Raw genomic sequence first — 23,342 nt, 5'->3', positions numbered from 1 at the left:
CCGTTCAGCCCTTGCCGGTCGGCGCCTTCGGCGGTCGCGGGGTGTCCACCGGACCGCGGCGGACCGAGCCCGGGGCGTTCCAGTCCTGGCGCTTCTTCGCCCGCCTCTTGGCGAGCTCCGAGGACTCCAGCTGGTAGGGCACCGAGGTGACCATCACACCGGGGGTGAAGAGCAGCCGGCCCTTGAGGCGCAGTGCGCTCTGGTTGTGCAGCAGGTGCTCCCACCAGCGGCCGACGACGTACTCGGGGATGTACACGCTGACCGCGTCGCGCGGGTTCTCGCTGCGCAGGCCCTTGACGTACTCGACGACCGGGCGGGTGATCTCGCGGTACGGCGAGTCGAGGATCTTGAGCGGGACGTTGATGCCGCGCCGGTCCCACTCCTCGCGCAGCGCCTTGGTCTCGGCCGTGTCGACGCTGATGCTGACCGCTTCCAGGGTGTCGGAGCGGGTGAGCTTGGCGAAGGCCAGGGCGCGCAGCGTGGGCTTGTGCACCTTGGAGACCAGGACGATCGAGTGGACGCGGGAGGGGCGCACGCTGTCGTCGCTGGGGCCCTCGGCGGCGGCGATCTCGGCGGAGACCCGGTCGTAGTGCTTCCGGATCGCGGTCATCGTGCCGTAGAAGATCACCATGCCGAGCAGGGCGACCCAGGCACCGTGGGTGAACTTGGTGGCCAGGACGATGACCAGGACCATGCCGGTGAAGAAGGCGCCGAAGGTGTTGATCGCGCGGGAGCGGTGCATGCGCCGGCGGGCGGCGGCGTCGCGCTCCGTCTTCAGGTGCCGGTTCCAGTGCCGGACCATGCCGATCTGGCTCAGCGTGAAGGACACGAACACGCCGACGATGTAGAGCTGGATCAGCTTGGTCGAGTCGGCGTCGTAGATCCAGACGAGCAGTATGGCGGCGCCGGCGAGGAGCACGATGCCGTTGGAGAAGGCGAGCCGGTCGCCGCGCGTGTGCAGCTGGCGCGGCAGGTAGCGGTCCTGGGCGAGGATCGAGCCGAGCAGCGGGAAGCCGTTGTACGCGGTGTTCGCGGCCAGGAAGAGGACGAGCGCGGTGGCCGTGGCGAGCAGGATGAACAGGATGCTGTCACCGCCGAAGACGGCCTCGCCGACCTGGGAGATCACCGGGTCCTGGACGTACGAGGGGCCGACCGGGACACCGTTGTGCAGCAGGTCCTCGGCGGGGTTCTCGGCCATGCGGACGTCGGTGGCCATGGCCAGGCCGATGATGCCGCAGAACATGGTGACCGCCAGGCCGCCCATGAGGGCGAGGGTGGAGGCGGCGTTCTTGCTCTTGGGCTTGCGGAAGGCGGGGACGCCGTTGCTGATGGCCTCGACGCCCGTCAGTGCGGCGCAGCCGGAGGAGAAGGCGCGCAGCAGCAGGAAGACCATCGCGAAGCCGGCGAGGCCCTTCTGCTCGGGTTCGATCTCGAAGTCCGCCGTCGGTGCCGACATGGTCTCGCCGAGGACGATGCCCTTCCAGGCACCCCAGCCGATCATGATGAAGACGGCGGCGACGAAGACGTAGGTCGGGATCGCGAAGAGTTTGCCGGACTCCTTCACGCCGCGCAGATTCATCAGCGTCAGCAGAAGGATCATGACGATCGCCGAGAGCACCTTGTGCTCGATGACGAAATGCACCGCGGAGCCGAGATTCTCCACTCCGGAGGAAATCGACACGGCGACGGTCAGGACGTAGTCGACGAGCAGGGCGCTCGCCACGGTCAGGCCGGCCTGGGGGCCGAGGTTGGTGTTGGCCACCTCGTAGTCGCCGCCACCGCTGGGGTAGGCGTGCACGTTCTGCCGGTAGGAGGCGACCACCGTGAACATCAGCACCACGACCGCGAGGGCGATCCAGGGGCTGTACTGGTACGCGGACACGCCCGCGATCGACAGGACCAGCAGGACCTCGCCGGGGGCGTAGGCCACCGAGGAGAGAGGGTCGGACGCGAAGACAGGAAGGGCGATCCGCTTGGGAAGGAGTGTTTCCCCGAGGCGGTCGCTGCGTAGCGCCCGGCCGATCAGGATCCGTTTGGGCACGTCGGTCAGTTTGGACACGCAGAGGATCGTAAGCGTTCGAAATCAGACTGACGAACCCCCCACCCCCTCATACCGCAATCCCGTCGCATTTCCTCCCCGACCGCACCACGAACGCACCACGAGTGCGCCCCGGATGCGCCGCGGATGCGCCGCTTATACGTCGCGGGTGTGCCCGGGCGTGCCCGGGTGGGCTCGGGTGCGTCCCGAGAAGCGAACAAGAGGCCTCACCCGTGACCACCCGTGTGTAGCTTGGGCCATGGTCTGAGACCCTGTTAAACCAGAGATGCAATGAGGCTGGGAACCAGCGAGTCGCTGACAGCCGGAAGGACGGCCGTGCACATCGTCATCATGGGTTGCGGAAGAGTGGGCTCCGCCCTCGCGCAAACCCTGGAACAGCAGGGTCATACGGTCGCAGTCGTCGACCAGGACCCCACCGCATTCCGCCGGCTCGGCGCCGGATTCGGCGGCCGCCGCGTCACCGGGGTCGGCTTCGACCAGGACACCCTGCGGGAGGCGGGAATCGAGGACGCGGGCGCGTTCGCGGCCGTCAGCAGTGGTGACAATTCCAACATCATCGCCGCCCGGGTGGCCCGGGAGATGTTCGGCGTCGAGAACGTCGCCGCGCGCATCTACGACCCCAAGCGCGCCGAGGTCTACCAGCGCCTGGGCATCCCCACCGTCGCCACCGTGCGGTGGACCGCCGACCAGATGCTGCGCCGGCTGCTGCCCTCGGGCGCAGAGCCGCTGTGGCGGGACCCCAGCGGCGGCATTCAGCTCGCCGAGGTGCACACCTCCCCCGCCTGGATCGGGCACAAGGTCAGCCAGATCCAGGACGAGACCGGCGTCCGTGTCGCGTTCCTCACCCGACTGGGCGAGGCCATGCTGCCGACGTCGCAGACGGTGCTGCAGGAGGGCGACCTCGTCCACGTGATGATGCGCACGGACGAGATCGACAAGGTCGAGGCGGCTTTCGCCGAGGGGCCTGAGGAGGCACACGCATGAGGGTCGCTATCGCCGGAGCAGGCGCGGTGGGCCGCTCCATCGCGGGCGAGCTGCTGGAGAACGGCCACGAGGTGCTCCTGGTCGACAAGGCGCCGACCGCCATCTCGGTGGAGCGGGTACCGCAGGCCGAGTGGCTGCTGGCCGACGCCTGCGAGATCACCTCGCTGGACGAGGCGGCGCTGCAGCGCTGCAACGTGGTCATCGCGGCGACCGGTGACGACAAGGTCAACCTCGTCGTCTCGCTGCTCGCGAAGACCGAGTACGGGGTGCCGCGCGTGGTGGCCCGCGTCAACAACCCGAAGAACGAATGGCTTTTCAACGAGTCCTGGGGCGTGGACGTCGCGGTCTCCACGCCGCGCCTGATGTCGGCCCTGGTCGAGGAGGCCGTGAGCGTCGGCGACCTGGTACGCCTGCTGCGCTTCAGCCACGGCGACGCCAACCTGGTCGAGCTGACCCTGCCGGCCGACTCCTCGGTCGCGGGTACGCAGATCAGCGAGATCAGCTGGCCCGAGGACACCTCGCTGGTCACGATCATCCGCGGCAACCGGGTGCTCACCCCGCACGGCGAGGAGACCCTGGAGCCGGGCGACGAGCTCCTCTTCGTGGCGGCCCAGGCCCGCGAGGAGCAGCTGGAGGACCTCCTCCAGGCCCGCCGGTAGTCCTGCGGACACGCTCGACGTACGAAGGCGCCCCTGCCCCGCGGGCGGGCGCATGGCGGCGCTAAGCCCCGTACGAACGACCCGGCACCCGGTGCCGGGTCGTTCGTACGTGCGCCCCGGTGCCGCCGGGGCTACGCACAGCGCAGACGACCCGCCGCCAGCCCTGCGGGCACGCTCGGCGGGCGGGCACCTGTCGGGCTTCCCCGCCTCCCCCGGTGCGGCGTACCCACGCCGGCGGCCCGGGCGCGCGGCGCCCCGTCCCCACTACGCCTCAACCGCGCAATGCGGTGGGCCGGGGCCAGGGGCGGCCCTGTGGAATGGCACCGCAATGCCGAGGGGCGGGGCCGGCCTGATGGCCGGGCCCCGCCCCTCGGCACGTCTGCGCGCCCGTCACGCCTTGCGGTGGGACGCCGCCTTGCGGGCCTCCTCGGCGGCCTCCTTGGCCTCCCACTCCGCGATGACGTCGATCGGCGGCGGCGCCTTCGCCAGGAACACCCAGGTGAAGTACACCGCGAGCACCATCGGCGGGAGCTTCAGCGCGATCAGCACCCAGCCCAGCTGCGTCGCGTCGCCCCACCAGTACAGCGGGAAGAGGATCGCGTACTTGGCGAGGAAGATCAGCCCCCAGGCCAGGCTGGCCTTCGTGTAGGCCTTCTTGCGCCCCGGATTGCGGGTGCGCCAGGACAGGTTCTCCTTGAAGACCGGGCCGAGGATCACGCCCAGCAGCGGGAAGCCCACCAGCGCCGAGACCGTGAAGGCCACGCCCAGGCCGACGCCGTAGATCATGCCCGGCAGGTAGAAGCCCTTCGCGCTGCCCGTGAAGAGGGCGAAGGCCACGCCCACGCCCACGCCGAAGACTCCGCTGAAGGCGTGCTTCACAGTGTCCTTGCGCAGCAGCCGCACGATCACCAGCAGCACGGCGACCGCGCCCGCCGCGATGGCGGACATCTTCACGTCCTTGTTGATCGTGTAGATCATGACGAAGAGCAGCCCGGGGAGCATCGTCTCGACGGTGCCCCGGACACCTCCGAACGCGTCGAAGAGCGCCGCCTGCGTCACGGCCTTCTGGTCCGCGGACTGGGCCGCGGCCTGGGCCGCGGACGGCTCGGCGCCGGGCTCCGGGTTGGTCGGTTTGTCGAGTGACATCGCCGGTTACTGCTCCTGTCCGAGCGGTCGGAGTTCGTACTTCGGGTTGAACAGCACCCGACGGCCGTGGCTCAGCGAGATGCGCCCGGAGGCGATCATGCGTCGCCCGGGCTCGATTCCCACGATCGAGCGACGCCCGAGCCAGACCACGTCCAGTGCGCCGGAGCCGTCGAACAGCTCGGCCTCCAGGGCGGGGACGCCAGCCCTCGGGCGGAGGGTGACCGTACGCAGGGTCCCGGTCACCTTGACTATCTGACGGTCGTCGCAGTCGCAGATCCGCGTACAGCCCGCGGCTTCTGCGTCCTCCTGCAGCTCCGCGGAATGCAGCTCCTCCTGCGAGGTCGACAGCCGCTCGATCATCCGGCGGAACCGGCCCGCCGGCCTGGCCGGCTTCGCGGGCTTCTCGGGACGCGGTTCAGCACTCATACAGGAAAGCCTACCGGCGCGCCGACTACCTCTCGAAGCGGTATCCCATGCCCGGTTCGGTGATGAAGTGCCGCGGATGCGAGGGGTCCGCCTCCAGCTTGCGCCGCAACTGGGCCATGTAGACCCGCAGGTAGTTCGTCTCGGTGCCGTACGACGGCCCCCAGACCTCCTGCAGCAGCTGCTTCTGGCTGACCAGCTTGCCGCCGTTGCGGACCAGGACCTCCAGCAGGTGCCACTCGGTGGGGGTCAGCCGTACGTCACGCCCCTCGCGCACCGCCTTCTTGGCGGCCAGGTCCACCGTGAAGCCCTCGGTCGCCACGACCACCTCGTCCCCTCCCGCGCCGGCGGACGGTTCCGCCCGGCGGACGGCGGCGCGCAGCCTGGCCAGCAGCTCGTCCATGCCGAAGGGCTTGGTCACGTAGTCGTCGGCGCCCGCGTCGAGGGCCTCGACCTTCTCGTCGGAGCTGTGCCGGGCGGAGAGGACCAGGATGGGCACGCGGGTCCAGCCGCGCAGCCCCTTGATCACATCCACCCCGTCCATGTCCGGGAGGCCGAGGTCGAGGACGACGACGTCGGGGTGGCGGGCCGCCGCGAGCTCCAGGGCGCTCGCGCCGTCGGCGGCGGCGTCGACCTCGTACTTGCGTGCCTTCAGATTGATCACGAGGGCTCGGACGATCTGCGGCTCGTCGTCCACCACGAGCACCCGGGTCATTGAGGTCCTGCCTTCTGTCGCGTCTTCGTCTTCCGGTCACGGTCGTGACCGGTGTGCGGTGCGTGGCCCCCGCGGGCCGGGGGGTCGTCCCCGCCCCGGCGGCCGTCGGCGTCCACCGTGCCACGGGCCGGCGCGCGGCCGCGGGCCACCGCCCGCAGGGTCAGCACCATGGTCAGCCCGCCGCCGGGGGTGTCCTCCGCCGCGAGCGTGCCGTCCATGGACTCCGTGAATCCGCGGGCGACGGCGAGCCCCAGGCCCACTCCGGCGCCGCGCGGGGCGTCCCCGTACCGCTGGAAGGGGGCGAATATCCGGTCCTTGGCGTCGTCGGGGACCCCGGGCCCGCGGTCGACGACCCGCACCTCGACCCGGTCGCCGAGGCTGCTGGCCGCCACCAGCACCGGCGTCCCGGCCGGGCTGTACTTGACGGCGTTCTCGACGACGTTGGCCACGGCCCGTTCCAGCAGCCCGGGGTCCACCGCCACCATCGGCAGCGACTCGGGCACGTCCAGCAGCACGCTGTCCTCCGGTACGCCGCCCAGCGCCATCGGGACCACCTCGTCGAGGTCGATCTCCCGGATCAGCGGGGTGACGGTCCCGGTCTGCAGCCTCGACATGTCCAGCAGGTTGCCCACCAGGTGGTCGAGGCGGTCGGCGCCGTCCTCGATGCCCTCCAGCAACTCGGCGCGGTCCGCCTCGGACCATTCCACGTCGTCGGAGCGCAGCGAGGTGACGGAGGCCTTGATGGAGGCCAGCGGCGTACGCAGGTCGTGGCTGACGGCGGCCAGCAGGGCGGTCCGGATCCGGTTGCCCTCGGCCAGCCGGCGGGCCTCCTCGGCCTCGCCGACCAGTCGCTGGCGGTCAAGGACCACGGCGGCCTGGGCGGCGAAGGCGCCGAGCACCCGGCGGTCCTCGGCGGGCAGGACCCGCCCGGACAGGGCGAGCGCCATGTGGTCGCCGATGGGCATGTCCACATCGGCGTCCTCGGGGCGGGCGACCGGGCGGGGGCCGACGCTGCCGGCCCGTTTCCAGGGGTCCCGGTCGTCCGTGCGTTCCAGCAGGGCCACCGACTCCATCGCGAAGGTCTCGCGCACCCGCTCCAGCAGCGCGTCCAGGGTGGTCTCGCCCCGCAGCACGCTCCCGGCGAGGAAGGAGAGGATCTCGGACTCGGCGCGCAGCCGGGCCGCCTGGTGGGTGCGCCGGGCGGCCAGGTCCACCACCGAGGCCACCGAGACGGCCACGCCGAAGAAGACGGCGATGGCGACGATGTTCCTGGGGTCGGACACGGTGAACCGGTGCAGCGGCGGCGCGAAGTAGTAGTTCAGCAGCAGCGAGCCGACGGCCGCGGAGGCCAGGGCCGGCCAGAGCCCGCCCAGCAGGGCGGCCGCCACGGTCAGCGCCAGGAAGAGCAGCATGTCGTTGGCGATGCCGAGGTCCGCGGCGATGTGCGTGAGCAGGAGGCACAGGAGGACCGGGAAGACCGTGCCGACGACCCAGCCGGCGAGGATCCGGCTGCGCCCGAGGCGGGCGGCGGAGGGGGCCAGGGGCAGGCCGCGCCCCTTGGCGACCTCCTCGTGCGTGACGATGTGGACGTCGAGGTCGGGTCCCGAGTCGCGGGCCACGCTGGCGCCGACCCCGGGGCCGAAGACGTACTGCCACGAGCGGCGGCGGCTGGAGCCGAGCACGATCTGGGTGGCGTTGACGCCGCGCGCGAAGGCGAGCAGGGCGTCGGGGATGTTGTCGCCGATGACATGGTGAAACGTTCCGCCGAGGTCTTCGACCAGCGTCCGCTGGACCGCGAGCTCCTTCGGCGAAGCCGCGGTCAGGCCGTCGCTGCGGGCGATGTAGACCGCGAGGATCTCGCTGCCCGAGCCCTTGGCGGCCATCCGCGAGGCGCGCCGGATCAGCGTCCGTCCCTCGGGCCCGCCGGTGAGCCCGACGACGATCCGCTCCCGCGCCTGCCAGGTCGAACGGATGCCGTGCTCGCCCCGGTACTGCTGGAGGTACTCGTCCGCCCGGTCGGCGACCCACAGCAGCGCCAGCTCGCGCAGGGCCGTGAGGTTGCCGGGCCGGAAGTAGTTGGAGAGGGCCGCGTCGACCTTCTCGGGCTTGTATATGTTCCCGTGCGCCATCCGCCGGCGCAGTGCCTGCGGGGACATGTCGACCAGCTCGACCTGGTCGGCCCGGCGGACGACCTCGTCGGGCACGGTCTCCCGCTGCCGCACCCCGGTGATCGACTCGACCACGTCGCCGAGCGACTCCAGGTGCTGGATGTTGACCGTGGACACGACGTCGATGCCCGCCCGCAGCAGCTCCTCCACGTCCTGCCAGCGCTTGGCGTTGCGCGAGCCGGGGACGTTGGTGTGCGCGAGCTCGTCCACGAGCGCTATGGCCGGCCCGCGTTCGAGGAGCGCGTCCACGTCCATCTCGGTGAAGGTGGCTCCGCGGTAGGCCAGGGTCCTGCGCTCCACCTGTTCGAGGCCGTGGAGCATGACCTCCGTACGCGGCCGCCCGTGGTGCTCGACGAAGCCGACGACGCAGTCCGCGCCCCGCTCCACTCTGCGGTGCCCCTCGGAGAGCATCGCGTAGGTCTTGCCCACACCGGGTGCCGCGCCGAGATAGATCCTGAGCTTGCCGCGTCCCATGGGCTCATTCTCGGGGACGTCCGGGCGGCGCACGCACCGATCGCGGGTACGGGAGCGATCCCTGACGGATCTCTGACGCGGGTACGGCGCCGGTCGGACGCGGCACGCGAAAGCCGGTGGGCCCCACCCGTCGGGGTGGGGCCCACCGGCCGAGACACGACGCGCCCCCCTGTGCGCGGGGGCCGTCCGGGGTCAGCGGACCTCGGTGATCTCCGGGCCGCGCTCGAGCTGGCCCATGCCGCCGCCGAAGCGGGAGCCTTCCTGCTCCTCCGTCTGCACGCCGTCCGGCACCATCTGGGCGTCGTTCGGCAGCTTCAGGACGATCGGGTCGCGCGGGGCCATCGGGCCGTCGCCGCGGACGACGACGGTGTCCCGGAAGATCTGCTCCAGCACGCCCGCCGACTCGGGGCGCACCGCGCCCTGGCCGGAGATGACGCCGCGCAGGAACCAGCGCGGGCCGTCGACGCCGACGAAGCGGACCAGCTGGGCGCCGGTCTGCCCGTCCGGCAGGGGGACGGGGACCTGCGCGCGCAGCTCCCAGCCCAGCGCGCCCTGGACCTCGTCGATGATGCCGCCCTGCTGGGTGATGCCCGCGGCGATCTCGTCGCGGACCTCGCCCCAGATGCCCTCCTTCTTGGGCGCGGCGAAGGCCTGCAGCTGCACGGCGCTGTCGCCCAGGACCACGGTGGCGGCCACGATCGCGTCCCCGGCGACCTCGACGCGCAGTTCCATGCCGTCGACACCGGGTACGAAGATGCCGCCCAGGTCGACCCGGCCGTCGGCCGGGTTCCCGAGCACCTCGGAGACGTCCCACGGACCGTCGGGCCGCGGGGCCGGGGGCAGGTTCATCCGGCGCGGCGCGGCAGCGCCGTCCGAGTCGCCCGCGTCGTCCTGCTCAGCGGCGGCGACGCCGTCTACGACCTGCTCGGCCGCGCCGCCGTCATTGGCGGAGTCGTTCTTCTTGCGACGTCCGAACACGTCACTGTCCTTCCCGGTCGGTTACGACCGAAGCGTAGCCATTCCCACCCTGCTGACCAGCCCCGGATCCGGCCACGGCCGCATGACCGCCGGTGGAGCCGAAACCCCCCTCGGCCCGGGCCGAGCCGGGAAGTTCCGCCACCTCGTGGAAGCGCACCTTCTCGACCCGCTGGACAACCAGCTGGGCAATGCGGTCGAAACGCTCGAACCGGACGCTCTCGCGAGGGTCGAGATTGACCACGATCACCTTGATCTCTCCACGGTACCCGGCATCCACCGTCCCCGGGGCATTCACGAGCGCGAGCCCGCAGCGCGCGGCCAGACCCGACCGCGGGTGCACGAAGGCCGCGTAGCCGTCGGGCAGGGCGATCGACACCCCGGTGGGCAGCACCGCGCGCTCGCCGGGCTCCAGTACGGCGGCCTCGGTGGTCACCAGGTCGCAGCCGGCGTCACCCGGGTGCCCGTACGCCGGAATGGGAACCTCCGGGTCGACGCGGCGGATCAGCACGTCGACGTCATGGCGGGATCCGTTGTTGTTCAGGGACATCAGGGGTTCACCTCAAAGGCGCGTGCGCGCCTGACCTGGTCCGGGTCGGCCATGGCCGCCCGGATCTCCTCGGGCCGTCCGTTGTCGATGAAGTGGTCGACCTTCACCTCGATGAAGAGCGCGTCGGCGCGGACCGCGACCGGGCCCTGCGGCCCGCCTATCCGGCCCACGGCCGTGCAGTAGATCTTGCGACCGGCGACGGCGGTGACCTCGGCCTCCAGGTACAACACGGTGTCCACGGGCACCGGCCGCACGTAGTCCGTCTCCAGCCGGCCCGTCACGGCGATGACGCGCAGCAGCCAGTTCAGCGAGCCCAGCGTCTCGTCGAGTGCGGTGGCGAGCACCCCGCCGTGGGCGAGCCCGGGCGCACCCTGGTGGGCGGGCTTGACGGTGAACTCGGCGGTGACGCGCACTCCGTCGCCGGCCCGCGCCTCCAGGTGCAGGCCGTGGGGCTGGCCCCCGCCGCAGCCGAAGCAGTGCTCGTAGTGGGCACCGAGGAGCTCGCCGGGTGCCGGCGCGTCGGGATGCCGGACCGGTGCGGCGGCATCGGCCGGGGGCGTCAGCCCTGTGTTTCGTCCACTCACAGCCGCAGACCTTACCCGCGCGGCTACCCGCCGGTCGCCTCGTGGCAGGCTTGAGCGCATGCAGCTCTCCACCGCGCACCACGACGAACGCCTGACCGCCCCCCGCTCCTGGTGGGGCATCGCCGTACTGACCGGCCTCGCGGGCGCGCTGATGCTGCTGCCCCTGGGCACGCTGCCGCTGCTGGCCGGGCTGGTCGGCGGTACCGCGCTGGCCGGGCTGCTGGTGAGTTCGTACGGCTCCGCGCGCGTGCGCGTGGTGAACGGTGCGCTGGCCGTCGGTGACGCGCGGATCCCGGTGTCGGCGCTGGGCGAGCCCGAGATCCTGGACGCCGAGGAGGCCCGCGCCTGGCGGACGTACAAGGCGGACACCCGGGCCTTCATGCTGATGCGCAGCTACGTGCCGACGGCGGTCCGCGTCGAGGTCACCGACCCGGCCGACCCGACTCCGTACGTCTACGTCTCCACCCGCGAGCCTCAGGCCCTGGTCTCGGCCCTGCGCGCGGCGCGGGCGGCCTGACCGCCGGGCCCTCGGCGGGGGCGCCGCGGGCGGCGGTCAGTCGCGCGTGAAGTATTCCGGCCCCTCCAAGGCGGCCCTGGTGGCCTCGGGAAGGGGCTCCACGGGCCGTTCCAGGGGCGGCAGGGTGCGCAGGGCCTCCCAGGCCACCGCCTGCCTGCGCAGGTCTCCACGGACCTTCTCGGCGAGTTTGCGGGTGTCGCGGCGGTTCATGACCGCTCCGACCGCCGCGCCCACCATGAACGGCATGAGGTTCGGCAGGCTGCGGATCATCCGCTTCACGATCTGCTGGCGCAGTTCGCGCTTCATCTGTCCGCCGAGCGCCGCGTTCAGCGTCGTGGGCCTGGTCAGGTCGACCCCGCGCTCTTCCGTCCACGCGGTCAGGTAGGCGAACGTGCGCTCCTTGAGGTTGCCGTGCGGCCGCTGGCCGTAGACCTCGTGGAGTTCCGCGATGAGCTTCAGCTCGATCGCCGCGACGCCGGTGATCTCCGCCGCCAGTTCGGCGGGCATCGCGGGCGGCACGGGCAGCATGGCCGCCGCGCCGATGCTCGCCCCGACGGTCGCCGAGGCGGCGGTGGCGCCCGAGATCAGCTTGTCCGCGAGCTGATCGGGGCCGAGGCCGGGGAACTGCGCGCGCAGCGTCGCGAGGTCCCGGATCGGAACGCGCGGGGCGTTCTCGATGATCCTGTCGGTGATGTAGAGGGCGGCGCCGCGCACGCCTTCACCGCCCTTGCGTACACCGTTCTTGACGGCTTGCAGACGACGGCCCCCGGGGCCGCGCCGGGATTCCTCGCCGGGCTCCGTGGCCGACGCCGCCGGGGCGGCGGAGGGCACGACGAGCGCCGCACTGGCGGAGCCGCCGGGGGCTTCGGGACCCGTCTCCGGGTCCGTGGTCACCACCTGCGTCTCCGCCGGATCACCTTGCTTTCGGAAGCGGCGCTTCCGAAAGGGTGTGGAGCCAGCCACGGCCGACGCCTCTCAGTCGCAGTCGCGACAGATCGGCTGACCGTTCTTCTCGCGCGCCAGCTGGCTGCGGTGGTGCACCAGGAAGCAGCTCATGCAGGTGAACTCATCGGCCTGCTTGGGCAGGACCCGGACGGCCAGCTCCTCGTTGGAGAGGTCCGCACCGGGAAGCTCCAGGCTCTCGGCCGAGTCGAATTCGTCCATGTCGACGGACGAGGACGACTTCTCATTGCGTCGAGCCTTCAGCTCTTCAATGCTGTCGTTGTCGACGTCGTCGTCGGTCTTGCGCGGGGTGTCGTAGTCCGTTGCCATTGTTCGCTCTCCCCCTCTGGGTGTTAGCGGTGTCTCAGCGCACGTAACGCACGAGAGGCCGGACTTGTGCCCGACCTGAGGCGGAGATTTTGCCTCACATCAAGGTCTGTTACTCAATCGACACCCAGCCGCCCACCTGAAGGGGCGATTGGCTGGGATGACGACCGGGACCGTACACGGTCCGGGTGCCGTCTTGCACAAACGCCACCCCGTGTATTTCCCGCCATTCGGGGGGCCGGAAACCCGGACTTCCCGGGCGTTCCGGCCGCCCCCGAGTGACCGAACGCGCATGGCCGGACACCACCCACTGTGATCGATCACACAGGGGCGGATGGATTCAGGGGCCAAGTATTCAGCCAAAAGCGAACACGGGGTGGGGGGTCTCACAAAGGCAGAGTGACACGCATCACGAGGCCACCGCCTTCCCGCGGCATCGCCTGGATCCTGCCGCCGTGTGCGCGCGCCACGGAGCGCGCGATCGACAGGCCCAGTCCGACACCCTTGTCGCTGCCCGTACGCTCCGTACGCAGCCGCCTGAACGGCTCGAAGAGGTTGTCCACCTCGTACGCGGGAACCACGGGACCCGTGTTCGACACCAGGAGCACCGCCTGACCGTGCTCGGCCACCGTGGTGACCTCCACCCAGCCGTCCTCCGGCACGTTGTACCGGACGGCGTTCTGCACCAGGTTGAGGGCGATCCGCTCCAGCAGGACGCCGTTGCCCTGCACGACGGCCGGCGCGCGCTCGCCGCGGATCTCCACGCCCTTGGCATCGGCCTCGCCCCGTACCTGGTCGACGGCGCGCGAGGCGACCTCCGCCAGGTCCACGGGCTTGCGCTCGACGATCTGGTTCTCGCTGCGGGCCAGCAGCAGCAGTCCCTCGACCAGCTGCTCGCTGCGCTCGTTGGTGGCGAGCAGGGTCTTGCCGAGCTGCTGGAGCTCCACCGGGGCGCCCGGGTCGGACAGGTGCACCTCCAGCAGGGTCCGGTTGATGGCCAGCGGCGTGCGCAGCTCGTGCGAGGCGTTGGCGACGAACCGCTGCTGGGCCGTGAAGGCCCGCTCCAGCCGGTCGAGCATCTCGTCGAAGGTGTCGGCGAGCTCCTTGAGCTCGTCGTCCGGGCCGTCCAGCTCGATCCGCCGGGTCAGGTCGGAGCCGACCACCCGGCGGGCGGTACGGGTGATCTTGCCCAGTGGCGAGAGCACCCGGCCGGCCATCGCGTAGCCGAAGGCGAAGGCGATGATGCTCAGGCCCAGCAGGGCCATCAGCGAGCGGCTCAGCAGGTCGTCCAGGGCGTGCCGGCGCTGTTCGAGGATGCACTGGCCGATCGCGGCGTTGAACTGGTCGGGCGTCAGTTCGAGACCCACCACTCCGGGGCATGAACTGCTGGTGACCTTCACCTGGCCGCCGACGATCTGGAACGGCAGTGCGTTGCCCTGCCGCAGGGCCTGCGCCGCCAGCAGGTAGATGATCGACAGCAGCAGGATGCCCGCGATCAGGAACATCCCGCCGTAGAGCAGGGTGAGGCGTATCCGGATGGTCGGCCTCAGCCACGGGAAGGGACCCTCGGGCTGGCCGGGGTCCCACGTCGGTTTCGGTGGCGCCGTCGGTGGCGCCGGGGTGGTCGCCACGCGGTCAGATCCGGTATCCGGAGCCGGGCACCGTCACGATGACGGGCGGCTCGCCCAGCTTGCGGCGCAGGGTCATCACCGTCACGCGCACCACGTTGGTGAACGGGTCGGTGTTCTCGTCCCAGGCCTTCTCCAGCAGCTGCTCGGCCGAGACCACGGTCCCCTCGCTGCGCATGAGGACCTCCAGCACCGCGAACTCCTTCGGGGCCAGCTGCACCTCCTTGCCCTCGCGGAACACCTCGCGCCGGTTCGGGTCCAGCTTGATCCCGGCCCGCTCCAGTACGGGCGGCAGCGCGACGGTGGTGCGCCGGCCGAGGGCCCGCACGCGGGCGGTCAGCTCGGTGAAGGCGAAGGGCTTGGGCAGGTAGTCGTCCGCCCCGAGTTCCAGACCCTCCACGCGGTCGCTCACGTCACCGGAGGCGGTCAGCATCAGCACGCGGGTGGGCATGCCGAGCTCGACGATCTTCCGGCACACGTCGTCGCCGTGTACGAGCGGGAGGTCCCGGTCGAGCACGACCACGTCGTAGTCGTTCACGCCGACCCGCTCCAGGGCGGCGGCGCCGTCGTACACGACGTCCACGGCCATGGCCTCCCGGCGCAGGCCGGTGGCCACCGCATCGGCGAGCAGCTGCTCGTCCTCGACGACGAGTACGCGCACGTCGTTTCCTTCCTCCGAGCCCGTGAGGGCACACCTGTATTGCGTCGTACATCCTGCACGTTTCAGCCGTAAACCGGCTGTAAGACGGGTCATCGAGGGGCTCACGGGGCGGAAGTGAGGATTCCCTGGCCTTCAGAGGTTTCTGGGCCCAGGGTGCCGGGGAGGACGTGAGAACACCCCATCCACTCCCTGACGGCGGTATAGCCACGTGCCGCCGCCGACCCACGAAGAGGGGGCGAACCCATCATGGACGCATTCACCGCGGGTCTCCTGCACCGCATCAGGGCCACGCAGTCGGATCTCAGGCACGCCCGTGAGACGGGCGACGACTTCCTCGCGGAAGTGGAACAGGCGGAGCTGGAAGACCTCCAGCGTCTGGCCGCCGAGCACGGCGTCCCGGTCACGGCCGCCGTGCCCGCCTGCTGACCGGCCGCTGACCGGCTCCTGCCCGGCTGCCGAGCGCGGACTCCGAGACGACGTGGACCCCGGCCGCCCCCTTGGGGCGGCCGGGGTCCACGTCGTTCACCGCACGTGTCAGTCGTGCCAGGCCCCGGCCTCCTCCAGCAGCGGCTGGAGCGAGGCGAAGACGGCCGGACTGGCGGCCAGCGCCAGCTCGCCCGAGGCCGGCTCCCCCGGGCGGCCGCCGGTCACGGCCCCCGCCTCGCGGGCGATCAGCTCGCCGGCGGCCAGGTCCCAGGGGTTCAGGCCGCGCTCGTAGTAGCCGTCCAGCCGCCCCGCGGCCACGTCGCACAGGTCCAGCGCCGCCGAACCGCCCCGCCGGATGTCCCGCACCAGCGGGATGATCCGCTGCGCCACGTCGGCCTGGTGCGCCCGCCGGGTCTGGACGTAGGCGAAGCCGGTCCCGACCAGCGCCTGGTCCAGCGGGGCCGCGGGGCGGCAGGCGAGGCGGGCCGTGCCCAGCCAGGCCCCGCCGCCGAGGACCGCGTGGTAGACCTCCCCGCGCATCGGCGCCGCCACGACGCCGACCACGGTCTCGCCCCCGTACTCGGCGGCGATGGACACGCCCCAGCTCGGGAGTCCGTAGAGGTAGTTCACGGTGCCGTCCAGCGGGTCGACGACCCAGCGCACCCCGCTCGTCCCCGGGGTGTCCGCGCCCTCCTCGCCCAGCAGCCCGTCCTCGGGCCGCCGTTCGGCGAGGATGCCGGTGATCAGCTTCTCCGCCGCGATGTCCATCTCGGTCACCACGTCGATGGGGCTGCTCTTCGTCGCCGCCACCGCCAGGTCGGCGGGCCGGCCGTCGCGCAGCAGAGCCCCGGCCTGCCGGGCGGCCTCCATGCCGACGTCCAGCAGTTCGGCCTTCAGCTCTTCGGAAATCACGGTTCCTCTTCCTCGTACGGCTAGTACGGGCTGTCCGCGCCCGCGGCCGCCGGCCGGGGGCTGCGCGCCGGGCAGCAGCCCACCGCGCACAGGTCATGGCTCTGGCCCAGCATGCCCACCCAGCACTCCTCGGCCGGCTCCCCGCGCTCCTTGGCGGCACGCTCCAGCACCAGTTCCCGTACGGCCCCGGCGAAGGACGGGTCGGCTCCCACGGTCGCCGAACGCGCGACGGGCAGGCCCAGTTCCGCCGCCTTGGCCGTGGCCTCGGTGTCCAGGTCGTACAGGACTTCCATGTGGTCGGAGACGAAGCCGATGGGCACCATGACCACGGCGGGCGCGCCCTCGGCGTGCAGGGCCTCCAGGTGGTCGCAGATGTCCGGCTCCAGCCACGGGATGTGCGGGGCGCCGCTGCGGGACTGGTAGACGAGCTTCCAGGGACGCGCGACGCCGGTCCGCACGGCCACCTCGTCGGCGATCACCTTGGCGACGTCGAGGTGCTGCTTGACGTACGCGCCGCCCTCGCCGCCCCCGGTGTGGTCCTCCACGGGGCCGGAGGTGTCCGCGGCGGCGGTCGGGATGGAGTGCGTGGTGAAGGCCAGGTGCGCGCCCTCCCGGACCGCCTCGGGCAGTTCCGCGAGCGCCGCCACCACGCCTTCGATCATGGGGTCCACGAAGCCGGGGTGGTTGAAGTAGTGCCGCAGCTTGTCGACCCGCGGCGGCTCCACGCCCTCCTCGGCCAGGGTGGCCAGCGCGTCGGCGAGGTTCTCGCGGTACTGCCGGCAGCCCGAGTACGAGGCGTAGGCGCTGGTCGCCAGCACGGCGATGCGGCGGCGTCCGTCGGCGGCCATCTCCCGCATCACGTCGGTCAGGTACGGGGCCCAGTTGCGGTTGCCCCAGTAGACCGGTAGGTCCAGCCCGTGCTCGGCGAAGTCCTTGCGCAGCGCCTCCAGCAGCGCGCGGTTCTGTGCGTTGATCGGGCTGACCCCGCCGAAGCCGAAGTAGTGCTGCCCGACCTCCTTGAGCCGCTCGCGCGGGATGCCGCGCCCGCGCGTGACGTTCTCCAGGAACGGCACGACGTCGTCGGGTCCTTCGGGGCCGCCGAAGGACAGCAGCAGCAAGGCGTCGTACGGGGCGGCGGGCCCGCCGGCGGGCGGGGGGAGCTGGTCTGACATGCCTCGAATCCTGCCACCCGGCCCGCTCCGGAGAGAACCACCCTGTCCGCGACGCGGACACCGGCACAGGTAAGGTGAACCTAAGTTCCGGTTCGCGGAATCTCTCCCGTGCGGTGCCCGGTCGGCCGTCGTAACCTGTACGGGCCGATCACGTCCCTTACGGAGGGCCCCCTTGCCCAGTCCCTACCGCGCGATATTCGCGGCCCCCGGCACCAAGGGGTTCAGTGCCGCCGGCCTGATCGGCCGCCTGCCGATATCCATGGTCGGCGTCGGCATCCTGACGATGATCTCCGAGATCACCGGCCGCTACGCCATGGCGAGCGCCCTGACCGGCACCCTCGCCCTCGCCGCGGCCGTGATCGGCCCGCAGGTGTCCCGGCTGGTGGACCAGCACGGGCAGCGGGCGGTGCTCCGCCCCGCCACCCTGATCTGCGTGGCCGCGGTCGCCCTGCTGCTGGTGGCCGCCGCGAACGGCTGGCCCGACTGGACCCTGTTCGTCTGCGCGGCCGTCGCGGGCTGCGTGCCCAGCGTCGGATCGATGGTCCGCGCCCGGTGGACCGTCATCTACCGCGACTCCCCGCGCGAACTGCACACCGCGTACTCCTTCGAGTCCGTCGTCGACGAGGTGTGCTTCATCTTCGGCCCGATCCTCGCCATCGGACTGTCCACCACCTGGTTCCCCGAGGCCGGTCCGCTGATCGCCGCCGTCTGCCTGCTCGTCGGCGTGTGGCTGCTCACCGCGCAGCGCGCCACCGAGCCCGCGCCGCATCCGCGCGCCCAGGACGGGAACCGCACCTCGGCCCTGCGCTCCCCAGGCCTGCAGGTCCTGACGGCCACGTTCGTGGCGACCGGCGCGATCTTCGGCTCGATCGACGTGTCCACGCTGGCCTTCGCCGAGGAGCAGGGCCACAAGTCCTCCGCAAGCTTCATCCTGGCCATCTGGGCGGCCGGATCCTGCCTCGCCGGCATCGTCTTCGGCCTGCTCCACCTCAAGGGCCGGACGGAACTGCGCTGGGTACTGGGCGTATGTGCGATGGCCGTGAGTATGATCCCCCTCCTACTGGCCGGGAACCTTCCGTTTCTGGCCGTGGCGCTCTTCGTCTCGGGCCTCGCCATCGCTCCCACGATGATCACCACGATGGCCCTGATCGAGGCGCACGTACCACACGCGAAGCTGACCGAGGGCATGACCTGGATCAGCACCGGCCTCGCGGTCGGTATCGCGCTGGGGTCCTCCGTGACCGGCTGGGTCGTCGACGCGGCCGGCGCGCGGACGGGGTACGTCGTCTCCATCTCGGCGGGGGCGGCCGCGGCGGCGGTGGCGTTCGCGGGATACCGCCGGCTGACGAGGCCGGCGCAAGGGGAGGAGCCAGCAACCGATGGGGACGGCGACAGCACGGAACAGCAGCACGGCCACCGCGTGGCGTAACTGGGCGGGCAACGTCACCGCCACGCCCACCCGCGTGGTGACCCCGGCCTCGGTCGGGGAGCTCCAGGAGGCGGTCCGCAGGGCCGCCGAGGACGGGCTGCGGGTGAAGGCGGTCGGCACCGGCCACTCCTTCACCGCGGCCGCCGCGACCGACGGGGTCCTCGTACGACCGCAGGCCCTGACCGGGATCCGGTCGATCGACCGCGCCGCGGGCACCGTCACGGTGGCGGCGGGCACGGCCCTGAAGGACCTCAACCGGACCCTCGCCGCAGAGGGCCTCTCGCTCACCAACATGGGCGACATCATGGAGCAGACGGTCTCCGGCGCCACCAGCACCGGCACCCACGGCACCGGCCGCGACTCGGCCTCCATCGCCGCCCAGATCCGCGCCCTGGAGCTGGTCACGGCCGACGGCAGCGCGCTGACCTGTTCCGAGAAGGAGAACCCCGAGGTCTTCGCGGCGGCCCGGGTGGGCATCGGCGCGCTCGGCATCGTCACCGCGATCACCTTCGCCGTGGAGCCGCTCTTCTTCCTGACCGCCCGTGAGGAGCCCATGGGCTTCGACCGGGTGACCGCCGAGTTCGAGGAGCACTTCGCGGAGAACGAGCACTTCGAGTTCTACTGGTTCCCGCACACCGGCAACTGCAACACCAAGCGCAACAACCGCAGCCAGGGCCCCGCCGCCCCGCCCGGACCGGTGAGCGGCTGGATCGAGGACGAGCTGCTCTCCAACGGCCTCTTCCAGGCCGTCAACTCGCTGGGCCGCGCGGTCCCCGCCACCATCCCCTCCATCGCCCGCGTGGCGAGCCGCGCCCTGTCGGCGCGCACCTACACGGACATCCCGTACAAGGTGTTCACCAGCCCGCGCCGGGTGCGGTTCGTGGAGATGGAGTACGCCCTTCCGCGCGAGGCGGTGGTCGGGGCGCTGCGCGAGCTGCGCGCGATGGTCGACCGCTCCCGGCTGCGGATCAGCTTCCCGGTGGAGGTGCGGACGGCTCCGGCGGACGACATCACTCTGTCCACGGCCTCCGGGCGGGACACGGCCTACATCGCGGTGCACATGTACAAGGGCACCCCGTACCAGGCCTACTTCACCGCGGCCGAGCACATCTTCACCTCGCACGGCGGGCGTCCGCACTGGGGCAAGGTGCACACGCGGGACGCGGAGTACTTCTCCCGGGTCTACCCGCGCTTCGGCGAGTTCACCGCGCTGCGCGACCGCCTCGACCCGGACCGGGTCTTCGGCAACGACTACCTGCGGCGCGTGCTGGGGGCCTAGGAAGCGGCGCTCGGCGTCGTGCGGTCCGTGCTCGGGGTCGGGGCCGGGTCCGGCGGGGTGGGGGCCGGCGTCGGCCCGTGCGTCGAGGACGAGGGGCCGGGCGACGGGTCCCCGGAGTGCGAGGGGTCCGGGCCCGGGCCCGGGCTCCGGTCGCCGTGCGGACGGGAGGGACTGGGGGAGGTGCCCGGAGCGGGGCTCTCGGCACCGCCCCGCCGCTCCTTCTCCCCGTCGGCCGGACCGTGTTCGGCCGGACCGCGTTCGGCCGGACCGCGTTCCGGCGGGGCGGGCCGGTCCCGGCCCGCCGTGCGGGTTCCGCCGGAGAAGAGCGTGCCGCCGCCGCTGCTGACGGAGGTGCCCGCCAGCGCCTCGTAGGTGCCGAGGCCGCCGATGGCGATGGCGAAGGCCGCGCCGGAGGCCACCGCGGTGCGCTTCCACCCGCGCATCCGGGTGCCGTGCACGGTGGGCTCGCCGAACTCCTCGCCGAACTCCTCGCCGGGCGCGGCGGGCCGGGCCCCCGCGGGGCCGGGGGCCCCGCAGGACGGCGGCACCTGACGGGCCTTCGGGCGGGCGCTCCCGCGCAGCCGGTCGCCGGTGCGCCGGAAGAGGTGCTGGATGACGGGTCCGCCGGCGGCGGCGACGACGCTGACCACACCGGCGCCGAGGATGGTCCCGTAGACGCCCATCTTCGAGGCGAGCAGGGCGGCCGCGACGGTGGCGAGGGAGGATCCGGCGACCTGGGCCACGCTCAGGTCGAGCTTCTCGTCCCCCGGTTCGGCCTCCACCTCGCGCGTCGTCCTCCGACCCATCGCCATCCCCTGTGTGCCCGACCTCTCGCGCTTCTCCGCTTTCAGCAGTTACTGACAGCTGAGCGAAGGGGATAGTTCCGTTTCGGGTGATTCTGTGAAGCAGGACACCCGGAATCAGGCCGCGGACGCAGGTGGGACCCGACAGCGGGCAGCCCAACTCCCGCCGTCCGGGGAAACTTCGGCGGCGCGGCGGTCCACCCAGGTGGCCCGAATGGAGTACTGTGGCGAGCCCTGGGGCTGTCCTTCCTTTCGGATGTCCGGACCCGGGAGAGGGGGCCGGCTGACGGAAAGCGGCACTCGAAGACCGGCGATGCCGCGGCATGGCACGGATCCTGCTGCGCACAGTAACCGTCCGGTCACTGTGCGTGCTCAACAGGTAACCGTGCCATAACGGCGATCAAGGGCGCATGCCCGACACGCCGGTTTAACTCGGCAAGGTTGTGGCAGGCTGCACCCGGGCAGGCCACACTCGACTAGCGGAAGCAGCGACGCACGTGACGTCGGCAGGCACCACCCGGGAGGTCCCCATGCCCGAACTGCGTGTCGTGGCCGTCTCCAATGACGGCACACGACTGGTGCTCAAGGCTGCGGACAGCACGGAGTACACGCTTCCGATCGATGAGCGGCTTCGGGCTGCCGTACGCAACGACCGCGCGCGCCTGAACCAGATCGAGATCGAGGTCGAGAGCCACCTCCGTCCCCGCGACATCCAGGCGCGCATACGAGCCGGTGCCTCCGCGGAGGAGGTCGCCCAACTCGCCGGCATCCCCGTCGACCGCGTGCGCCGCTTCGAGGGTCCCGTGCTCGCCGAGCGCGCCTTCATGGCCGAACGCGCCCGCAAGACCCCGGTGCGCCGCCCCGGCGAGAACACCGGACCGCAGCTCGGCGAGGCCGTGCAGGAACGTCTGACCCTGCGCGGGGCCGAGAAGGAATCCGTTCAGTGGGACTCCTGGCGCCGCGACGACGGCACCTGGGAGGTCCTCCTGGTCTACCGGGTCGCCGGCGAGCCGCACTCGGCGAGCTGGACCTACGACCCTCCGCGCCGGCTGGTCGTGGCCGTGGACGACGAGGCGCGCTCGCTCATCGGCGAGTCGGAGGACCTGCCGGCGACGCCGGAGCCGAGCTTCCCCTTCGTGCCGAGGATCGCGCGCCTGCCGCGCGACCGGCCGCTGGACCGTGCCCTGGACCGGCAGCTGGAACGGGTCGAGCCCCGGCCCGCGCCCGTACCGGAGCCGGAGGAGGAACGGGACACGCTGACCAGCCTGCTGGAGGCGGTACCGAGCTTCCGCGGCGACATGGTCGTACCGGAACGCACCGAACCGACGGAGACGGAACCGGAGGCGGAGGAGCCGCCGGCGCCCGCCGCGTCGGCCGGCGCCGGCGCCGCGTACGCCGACGTCCTGATGCCCCGCACGGTGGCGGGCCACCGCGACCGGCTGACCGGCACCACCGACCGGCAGGCCGAGGCCGACGGGGTCCGCCCCGGGCGCCGTGCGGCGGTGCCGAGCTGGGACGAGATCGTCTTCGGCACCCGGCGCAAGAAGCAGGAGTAGCTCCCGCCCGGACGGCGGGACGGGCGAGCGCGCCCGTCCCGCCGTTCCGGCTATTCGGGGTCCGGGCCCGTGGCCACCGGGCGGGACGGGTCCGTGCACCAGTGCGACCAACTGCCCGCGTAGAGGTCCGACTCGATACCGGCCACCTCCAGGGCGAGCACCTCATGGGCTCCGGAGACCCCCGAGCCGCAGTAGACGCCCACCGGTGTGCCCTTCGACGCGCCGAGCGCCCCGAAGCGGTCCCGCAGCGCGTCCGCCGGCAGGAAGCGGCCGTCGGGGCCCACGTTCTCGGTGGTCGGGGCCGACAGCGCACCCGGGATGTGGCCGCCCACCGGGTCGATCGGCTCCACCTCGCCGCGGTACCGCTCCCCCGCCCGGGCGTCCAGGAGGACGCCCTCGCGCGCCCGGAGCGCCGCCGCGTCGGCGTCGAGCAGCCCGAGCGCCCCGGGGTTTGGCTTGAAATCGCCCTCAACCGGAATCACTCGTTCAGCCGTGAGGGCGCCGCCGGATGCCGTCCACGCGGCCAGGCCGCCGTCCAGGACTCGCACGTTCGGGTGACCCGTCCAGCGCAACAGCCACCATGCGCGGGCAGCCGCCCAGCCCTGGCCGCCGTCGTACACGACCACGGGCGCGTCGGCCGTGACCCCGGCCCTGCGCATCGCCGCGCCGAAGGCCTCCGGGTCCGGCAGCGGGTGGCGCCCGCCGGACCCGGCCGGACCTGCCAGTTCGCGGTCGAGGTCGACGTACGCGGCGCCGGGCAGGTGCCCTGCCTCGTACGCGGGCCGCTGGTCGGGGCCGCCCAGCTGCCAGCGGACGTCCAGCAGGACCGGCGGCCGGGCGCCCGCCAGCTCGTCCCTCAGTTCGGCGGCGGAGAGGATCGCAGTTTTCGCAGTCATGGCGGCCATCTTCCTCCCCGCCCACCACCCGCGTAACAGGGCCGTCATCAGCGGGGC

At 71.9% G+C, this 23,342-nt stretch carries 23 protein-coding genes; 7 read left to right on the top strand and 16 right to left on the bottom strand.

Features of this window, described 5'->3' with window-relative positions; genetic code table 11:
* Nucleotides 1-4: 4 nt before the first annotated feature.
* Nucleotides 5-2,059, bottom strand: a complete 2,055-nt coding sequence (locus tag IG86_RS0117780; protein ID WP_030821490.1) for an APC family permease — start codon at nt 2,057-2,059, stop codon at nt 5-7.
* 315 nt (nt 2,060-2,374) lie between these two features.
* Between IG86_RS0117780 and IG86_RS0117775 the strand changes: the two genes are divergently transcribed.
* Both IG86_RS0117775 and IG86_RS0117770 read left to right on the top strand, forming a co-directional pair.
* Complete coding sequence (locus tag IG86_RS0117775; RefSeq protein ID WP_030821487.1) at nt 2,375-3,043, top strand: potassium channel family protein; 669 nt, start codon at nt 2,375-2,377, stop codon at nt 3,041-3,043.
* On the top strand, nt 3,040-3,702 hold the full coding sequence (locus tag IG86_RS0117770) for a potassium channel family protein (protein WP_030650639.1): 663 nt from the start codon (nt 3,040-3,042) through the stop codon (nt 3,700-3,702). Before IG86_RS0117775 ends, IG86_RS0117770 begins: the two co-directional genes overlap by 4 nt.
* A gap of 390 nt (nt 3,703-4,092) precedes the next feature.
* On the opposite strand, the gene IG86_RS0117765 is transcribed toward IG86_RS0117770, so the two are convergent.
* From IG86_RS0117765 to IG86_RS0117735, 7 genes are all read right to left on the bottom strand, one after another.
* Nucleotides 4,093-4,848: a DUF3159 domain-containing protein gene (locus tag IG86_RS0117765; protein ID WP_030897849.1), complete on the bottom strand. Its 756-nt coding sequence runs from the start codon at nt 4,846-4,848 to the stop codon at nt 4,093-4,095.
* A gap of 6 nt (nt 4,849-4,854) precedes the next feature.
* Entirely contained in the window at nt 4,855-5,274 is a 420-nt protein-coding gene (locus IG86_RS0117760) for an OB-fold nucleic acid binding domain-containing protein (protein ID WP_075971173.1), read from the bottom strand.
* Nucleotides 5,275-5,299: 25 nt separating this feature from the next.
* Nucleotides 5,300-5,986 carry a response regulator gene (locus IG86_RS0117755; RefSeq protein ID WP_030821480.1) on the bottom strand — a complete coding sequence of 229 codons (687 nt, stop codon included), beginning with the start codon at nt 5,984-5,986 and terminating at the stop codon, nt 5,300-5,302.
* Complete coding sequence (locus tag IG86_RS0117750; RefSeq protein WP_078905936.1) at nt 5,983-8,628, bottom strand: sensor histidine kinase; 2,646 nt, start codon at nt 8,626-8,628, stop codon at nt 5,983-5,985. The genes IG86_RS0117755 and IG86_RS0117750 overlap by 4 nt, the downstream gene beginning before the upstream one ends.
* Before the next feature lie 192 nt (nt 8,629-8,820).
* Nucleotides 8,821-9,606, bottom strand: a complete 786-nt coding sequence (locus IG86_RS0117745) for a DUF3710 domain-containing protein (RefSeq protein WP_030821474.1) — start codon at nt 9,604-9,606, stop codon at nt 8,821-8,823.
* Between the two features lies 1 nt (nt 9,607).
* Nucleotides 9,608-10,153 carry a dUTP diphosphatase gene (dut, locus tag IG86_RS0117740; protein ID WP_030821473.1) on the bottom strand — a complete coding sequence of 182 codons (546 nt, stop codon included), beginning with the start codon at nt 10,151-10,153 and terminating at the stop codon, nt 9,608-9,610.
* Nucleotides 10,153-10,737: a PaaI family thioesterase gene (locus IG86_RS0117735; protein ID WP_030821472.1), complete on the bottom strand. Its 585-nt coding sequence runs from the start codon at nt 10,735-10,737 to the stop codon at nt 10,153-10,155. Before IG86_RS0117735 ends, dut begins: the two co-directional genes overlap by 1 nt.
* A 58-nt stretch (nt 10,738-10,795) precedes the next feature.
* On the opposite strand from IG86_RS0117735, the gene IG86_RS0117730 reads away from it, so the two are divergent.
* Entirely contained in the window at nt 10,796-11,254 is a 459-nt protein-coding gene (locus tag IG86_RS0117730; RefSeq protein WP_030650600.1) for a DUF3093 domain-containing protein, read from the top strand.
* A 36-nt stretch (nt 11,255-11,290) separates the two neighbouring features.
* Here IG86_RS0117730 and IG86_RS0117725 read toward each other — a convergent pair whose 3' ends face one another.
* From IG86_RS0117725 to IG86_RS0117710, 4 genes are all read right to left on the bottom strand, one after another.
* Nucleotides 11,291-12,217: a hypothetical protein gene (locus tag IG86_RS0117725; RefSeq protein ID WP_030897839.1), complete on the bottom strand. Its 927-nt coding sequence runs from the start codon at nt 12,215-12,217 to the stop codon at nt 11,291-11,293.
* 12 nt (nt 12,218-12,229) lie between these two features.
* Nucleotides 12,230-12,526, bottom strand: coding sequence for a DUF4193 domain-containing protein (locus IG86_RS0117720; RefSeq protein WP_030036261.1), 297 nt, complete (start codon nt 12,524-12,526; stop codon nt 12,230-12,232).
* A gap of 383 nt (nt 12,527-12,909) precedes the next feature.
* Nucleotides 12,910-14,154, bottom strand: coding sequence for a sensor histidine kinase (locus IG86_RS0117715; protein ID WP_030821467.1), 1,245 nt, complete (start codon nt 14,152-14,154; stop codon nt 12,910-12,912).
* Nucleotides 14,155-14,158: 4 nt separating this feature from the next.
* Nucleotides 14,159-14,812 (bottom strand): response regulator transcription factor, encoded by a 654-nt coding sequence (locus tag IG86_RS0117710; protein ID WP_030008767.1) that lies wholly within the window; start codon nt 14,810-14,812, stop codon nt 14,159-14,161.
* Nucleotides 14,813-15,058: 246 nt separating this feature from the next.
* Between IG86_RS0117710 and IG86_RS0117705 the strand changes: the two genes are divergently transcribed.
* Complete coding sequence (locus tag IG86_RS0117705) at nt 15,059-15,238, top strand: hypothetical protein (RefSeq protein WP_030821464.1); 180 nt, start codon at nt 15,059-15,061, stop codon at nt 15,236-15,238.
* Nucleotides 15,239-15,346: 108 nt separating this feature from the next.
* Here the strand turns inward: IG86_RS0117705 and IG86_RS0117700 are convergent, their stop codons facing one another.
* Together IG86_RS0117700 and IG86_RS0117695 are read right to left on the bottom strand one after the other, a co-directional pair.
* Entirely contained in the window at nt 15,347-16,108 is a 762-nt protein-coding gene (locus tag IG86_RS0117700) for an inositol monophosphatase family protein (protein ID WP_385871338.1), read from the bottom strand.
* 62 nt (nt 16,109-16,170) lie between these two features.
* Nucleotides 16,171-17,322, bottom strand: a complete 1,152-nt coding sequence (locus IG86_RS0117695; protein ID WP_030821460.1) for a ferrochelatase — start codon at nt 17,320-17,322, stop codon at nt 16,171-16,173.
* A 172-nt stretch (nt 17,323-17,494) separates the two neighbouring features.
* Between IG86_RS0117695 and IG86_RS0117690 the strand changes: the two genes are divergently transcribed.
* Together IG86_RS0117690 and IG86_RS0117685 are read left to right on the top strand one after the other, a co-directional pair.
* Entirely contained in the window at nt 17,495-18,751 is a 1,257-nt protein-coding gene (locus tag IG86_RS0117690; protein ID WP_030897832.1) for an MFS transporter, read from the top strand.
* The gene (locus IG86_RS0117685) at nt 18,702-20,030 is read left to right on the top strand and encodes a D-arabinono-1,4-lactone oxidase (protein WP_030897830.1); all 1,329 of its coding nucleotides are present in this window, start codon (nt 18,702-18,704) and stop codon (nt 20,028-20,030) included. Before IG86_RS0117690 ends, IG86_RS0117685 begins: the two co-directional genes overlap by 50 nt.
* On the opposite strand, the gene IG86_RS0117680 is transcribed toward IG86_RS0117685, so the two are convergent.
* Nucleotides 20,027-20,836 carry a hypothetical protein gene (locus tag IG86_RS0117680; RefSeq protein ID WP_244305921.1) on the bottom strand — a complete coding sequence of 270 codons (810 nt, stop codon included), beginning with the start codon at nt 20,834-20,836 and terminating at the stop codon, nt 20,027-20,029. The genes IG86_RS0117685 and IG86_RS0117680 overlap by 4 nt on opposite strands.
* A gap of 527 nt (nt 20,837-21,363) precedes the next feature.
* Here IG86_RS0117680 and sepH point away from each other — a divergent pair.
* On the top strand, nt 21,364-22,389 hold the full coding sequence (gene sepH / locus IG86_RS0117675) for a septation protein SepH (RefSeq protein WP_030650581.1): 1,026 nt from the start codon (nt 21,364-21,366) through the stop codon (nt 22,387-22,389).
* Nucleotides 22,390-22,439: 50 nt separating this feature from the next.
* On the opposite strand, the gene IG86_RS0117670 is transcribed toward sepH, so the two are convergent.
* Nucleotides 22,440-23,285: a sulfurtransferase gene (locus IG86_RS0117670; protein ID WP_030821450.1), complete on the bottom strand. Its 846-nt coding sequence runs from the start codon at nt 23,283-23,285 to the stop codon at nt 22,440-22,442.
* Between the last annotated feature and the right edge of the window lie 57 nt (nt 23,286-23,342).

This window comes from Streptomyces virginiae (genome assembly GCF_000720455.1).
Lineage (GTDB): Bacteria > Actinomycetota > Actinomycetes > Streptomycetales > Streptomycetaceae > Streptomyces > Streptomyces virginiae.
Note: the sequence above shows the minus strand (reverse complement) of the source record. Positions and strands in the feature narration are given on the sequence as shown.

Coding starts and splice junctions, on each gene's coding strand:
- IG86_RS0117720 (WP_030036261.1), bottom strand. CDS start 12,526: ATGGCAACGGACTACGACACCCCGCGCAAGACCGACGACGACGTCGAC.
- IG86_RS0117705 (WP_030821464.1), top strand. CDS start 15,059: ATGGACGCATTCACCGCGGGTCTCCTGCACCGCATCAGGGCCACGCAG.
- IG86_RS0117680 (WP_244305921.1), bottom strand. CDS start 20,836: ATGGGTCGGAGGACGACGCGCGAGGTGGAGGCCGAACCGGGGGACGAG.
- IG86_RS0117760 (WP_075971173.1), bottom strand. CDS start 5,274: ATGAGTGCTGAACCGCGTCCCGAGAAGCCCGCGAAGCCGGCCAGGCCG.
- IG86_RS0117730 (WP_030650600.1), top strand. CDS start 10,796: ATGCAGCTCTCCACCGCGCACCACGACGAACGCCTGACCGCCCCCCGC.
- dut (WP_030821473.1), bottom strand. CDS start 10,153: ATGTCCCTGAACAACAACGGATCCCGCCATGACGTCGACGTGCTGATC.
- IG86_RS0117685 (WP_030897830.1), top strand. CDS start 18,702: ATGGGGACGGCGACAGCACGGAACAGCAGCACGGCCACCGCGTGGCGT.
- IG86_RS0117670 (WP_030821450.1), bottom strand. CDS start 23,285: ATGACTGCGAAAACTGCGATCCTCTCCGCCGCCGAACTGAGGGACGAG.
- IG86_RS0117695 (WP_030821460.1), bottom strand. CDS start 17,322: ATGTCAGACCAGCTCCCCCCGCCCGCCGGCGGGCCCGCCGCCCCGTAC.
- IG86_RS0117770 (WP_030650639.1), top strand. CDS start 3,040: ATGAGGGTCGCTATCGCCGGAGCAGGCGCGGTGGGCCGCTCCATCGCG.
- IG86_RS0117765 (WP_030897849.1), bottom strand. CDS start 4,848: ATGTCACTCGACAAACCGACCAACCCGGAGCCCGGCGCCGAGCCGTCC.
- sepH (WP_030650581.1), top strand. CDS start 21,364: ATGCCCGAACTGCGTGTCGTGGCCGTCTCCAATGACGGCACACGACTG.
- IG86_RS0117750 (WP_078905936.1), bottom strand. CDS start 8,628: ATGGGACGCGGCAAGCTCAGGATCTATCTCGGCGCGGCACCCGGTGTG.
- IG86_RS0117700 (WP_385871338.1), bottom strand. CDS start 16,108: ATGGAGGCCGCCCGGCAGGCCGGGGCTCTGCTGCGCGACGGCCGGCCC.
- IG86_RS0117755 (WP_030821480.1), bottom strand. CDS start 5,986: ATGACCCGGGTGCTCGTGGTGGACGACGAGCCGCAGATCGTCCGAGCC.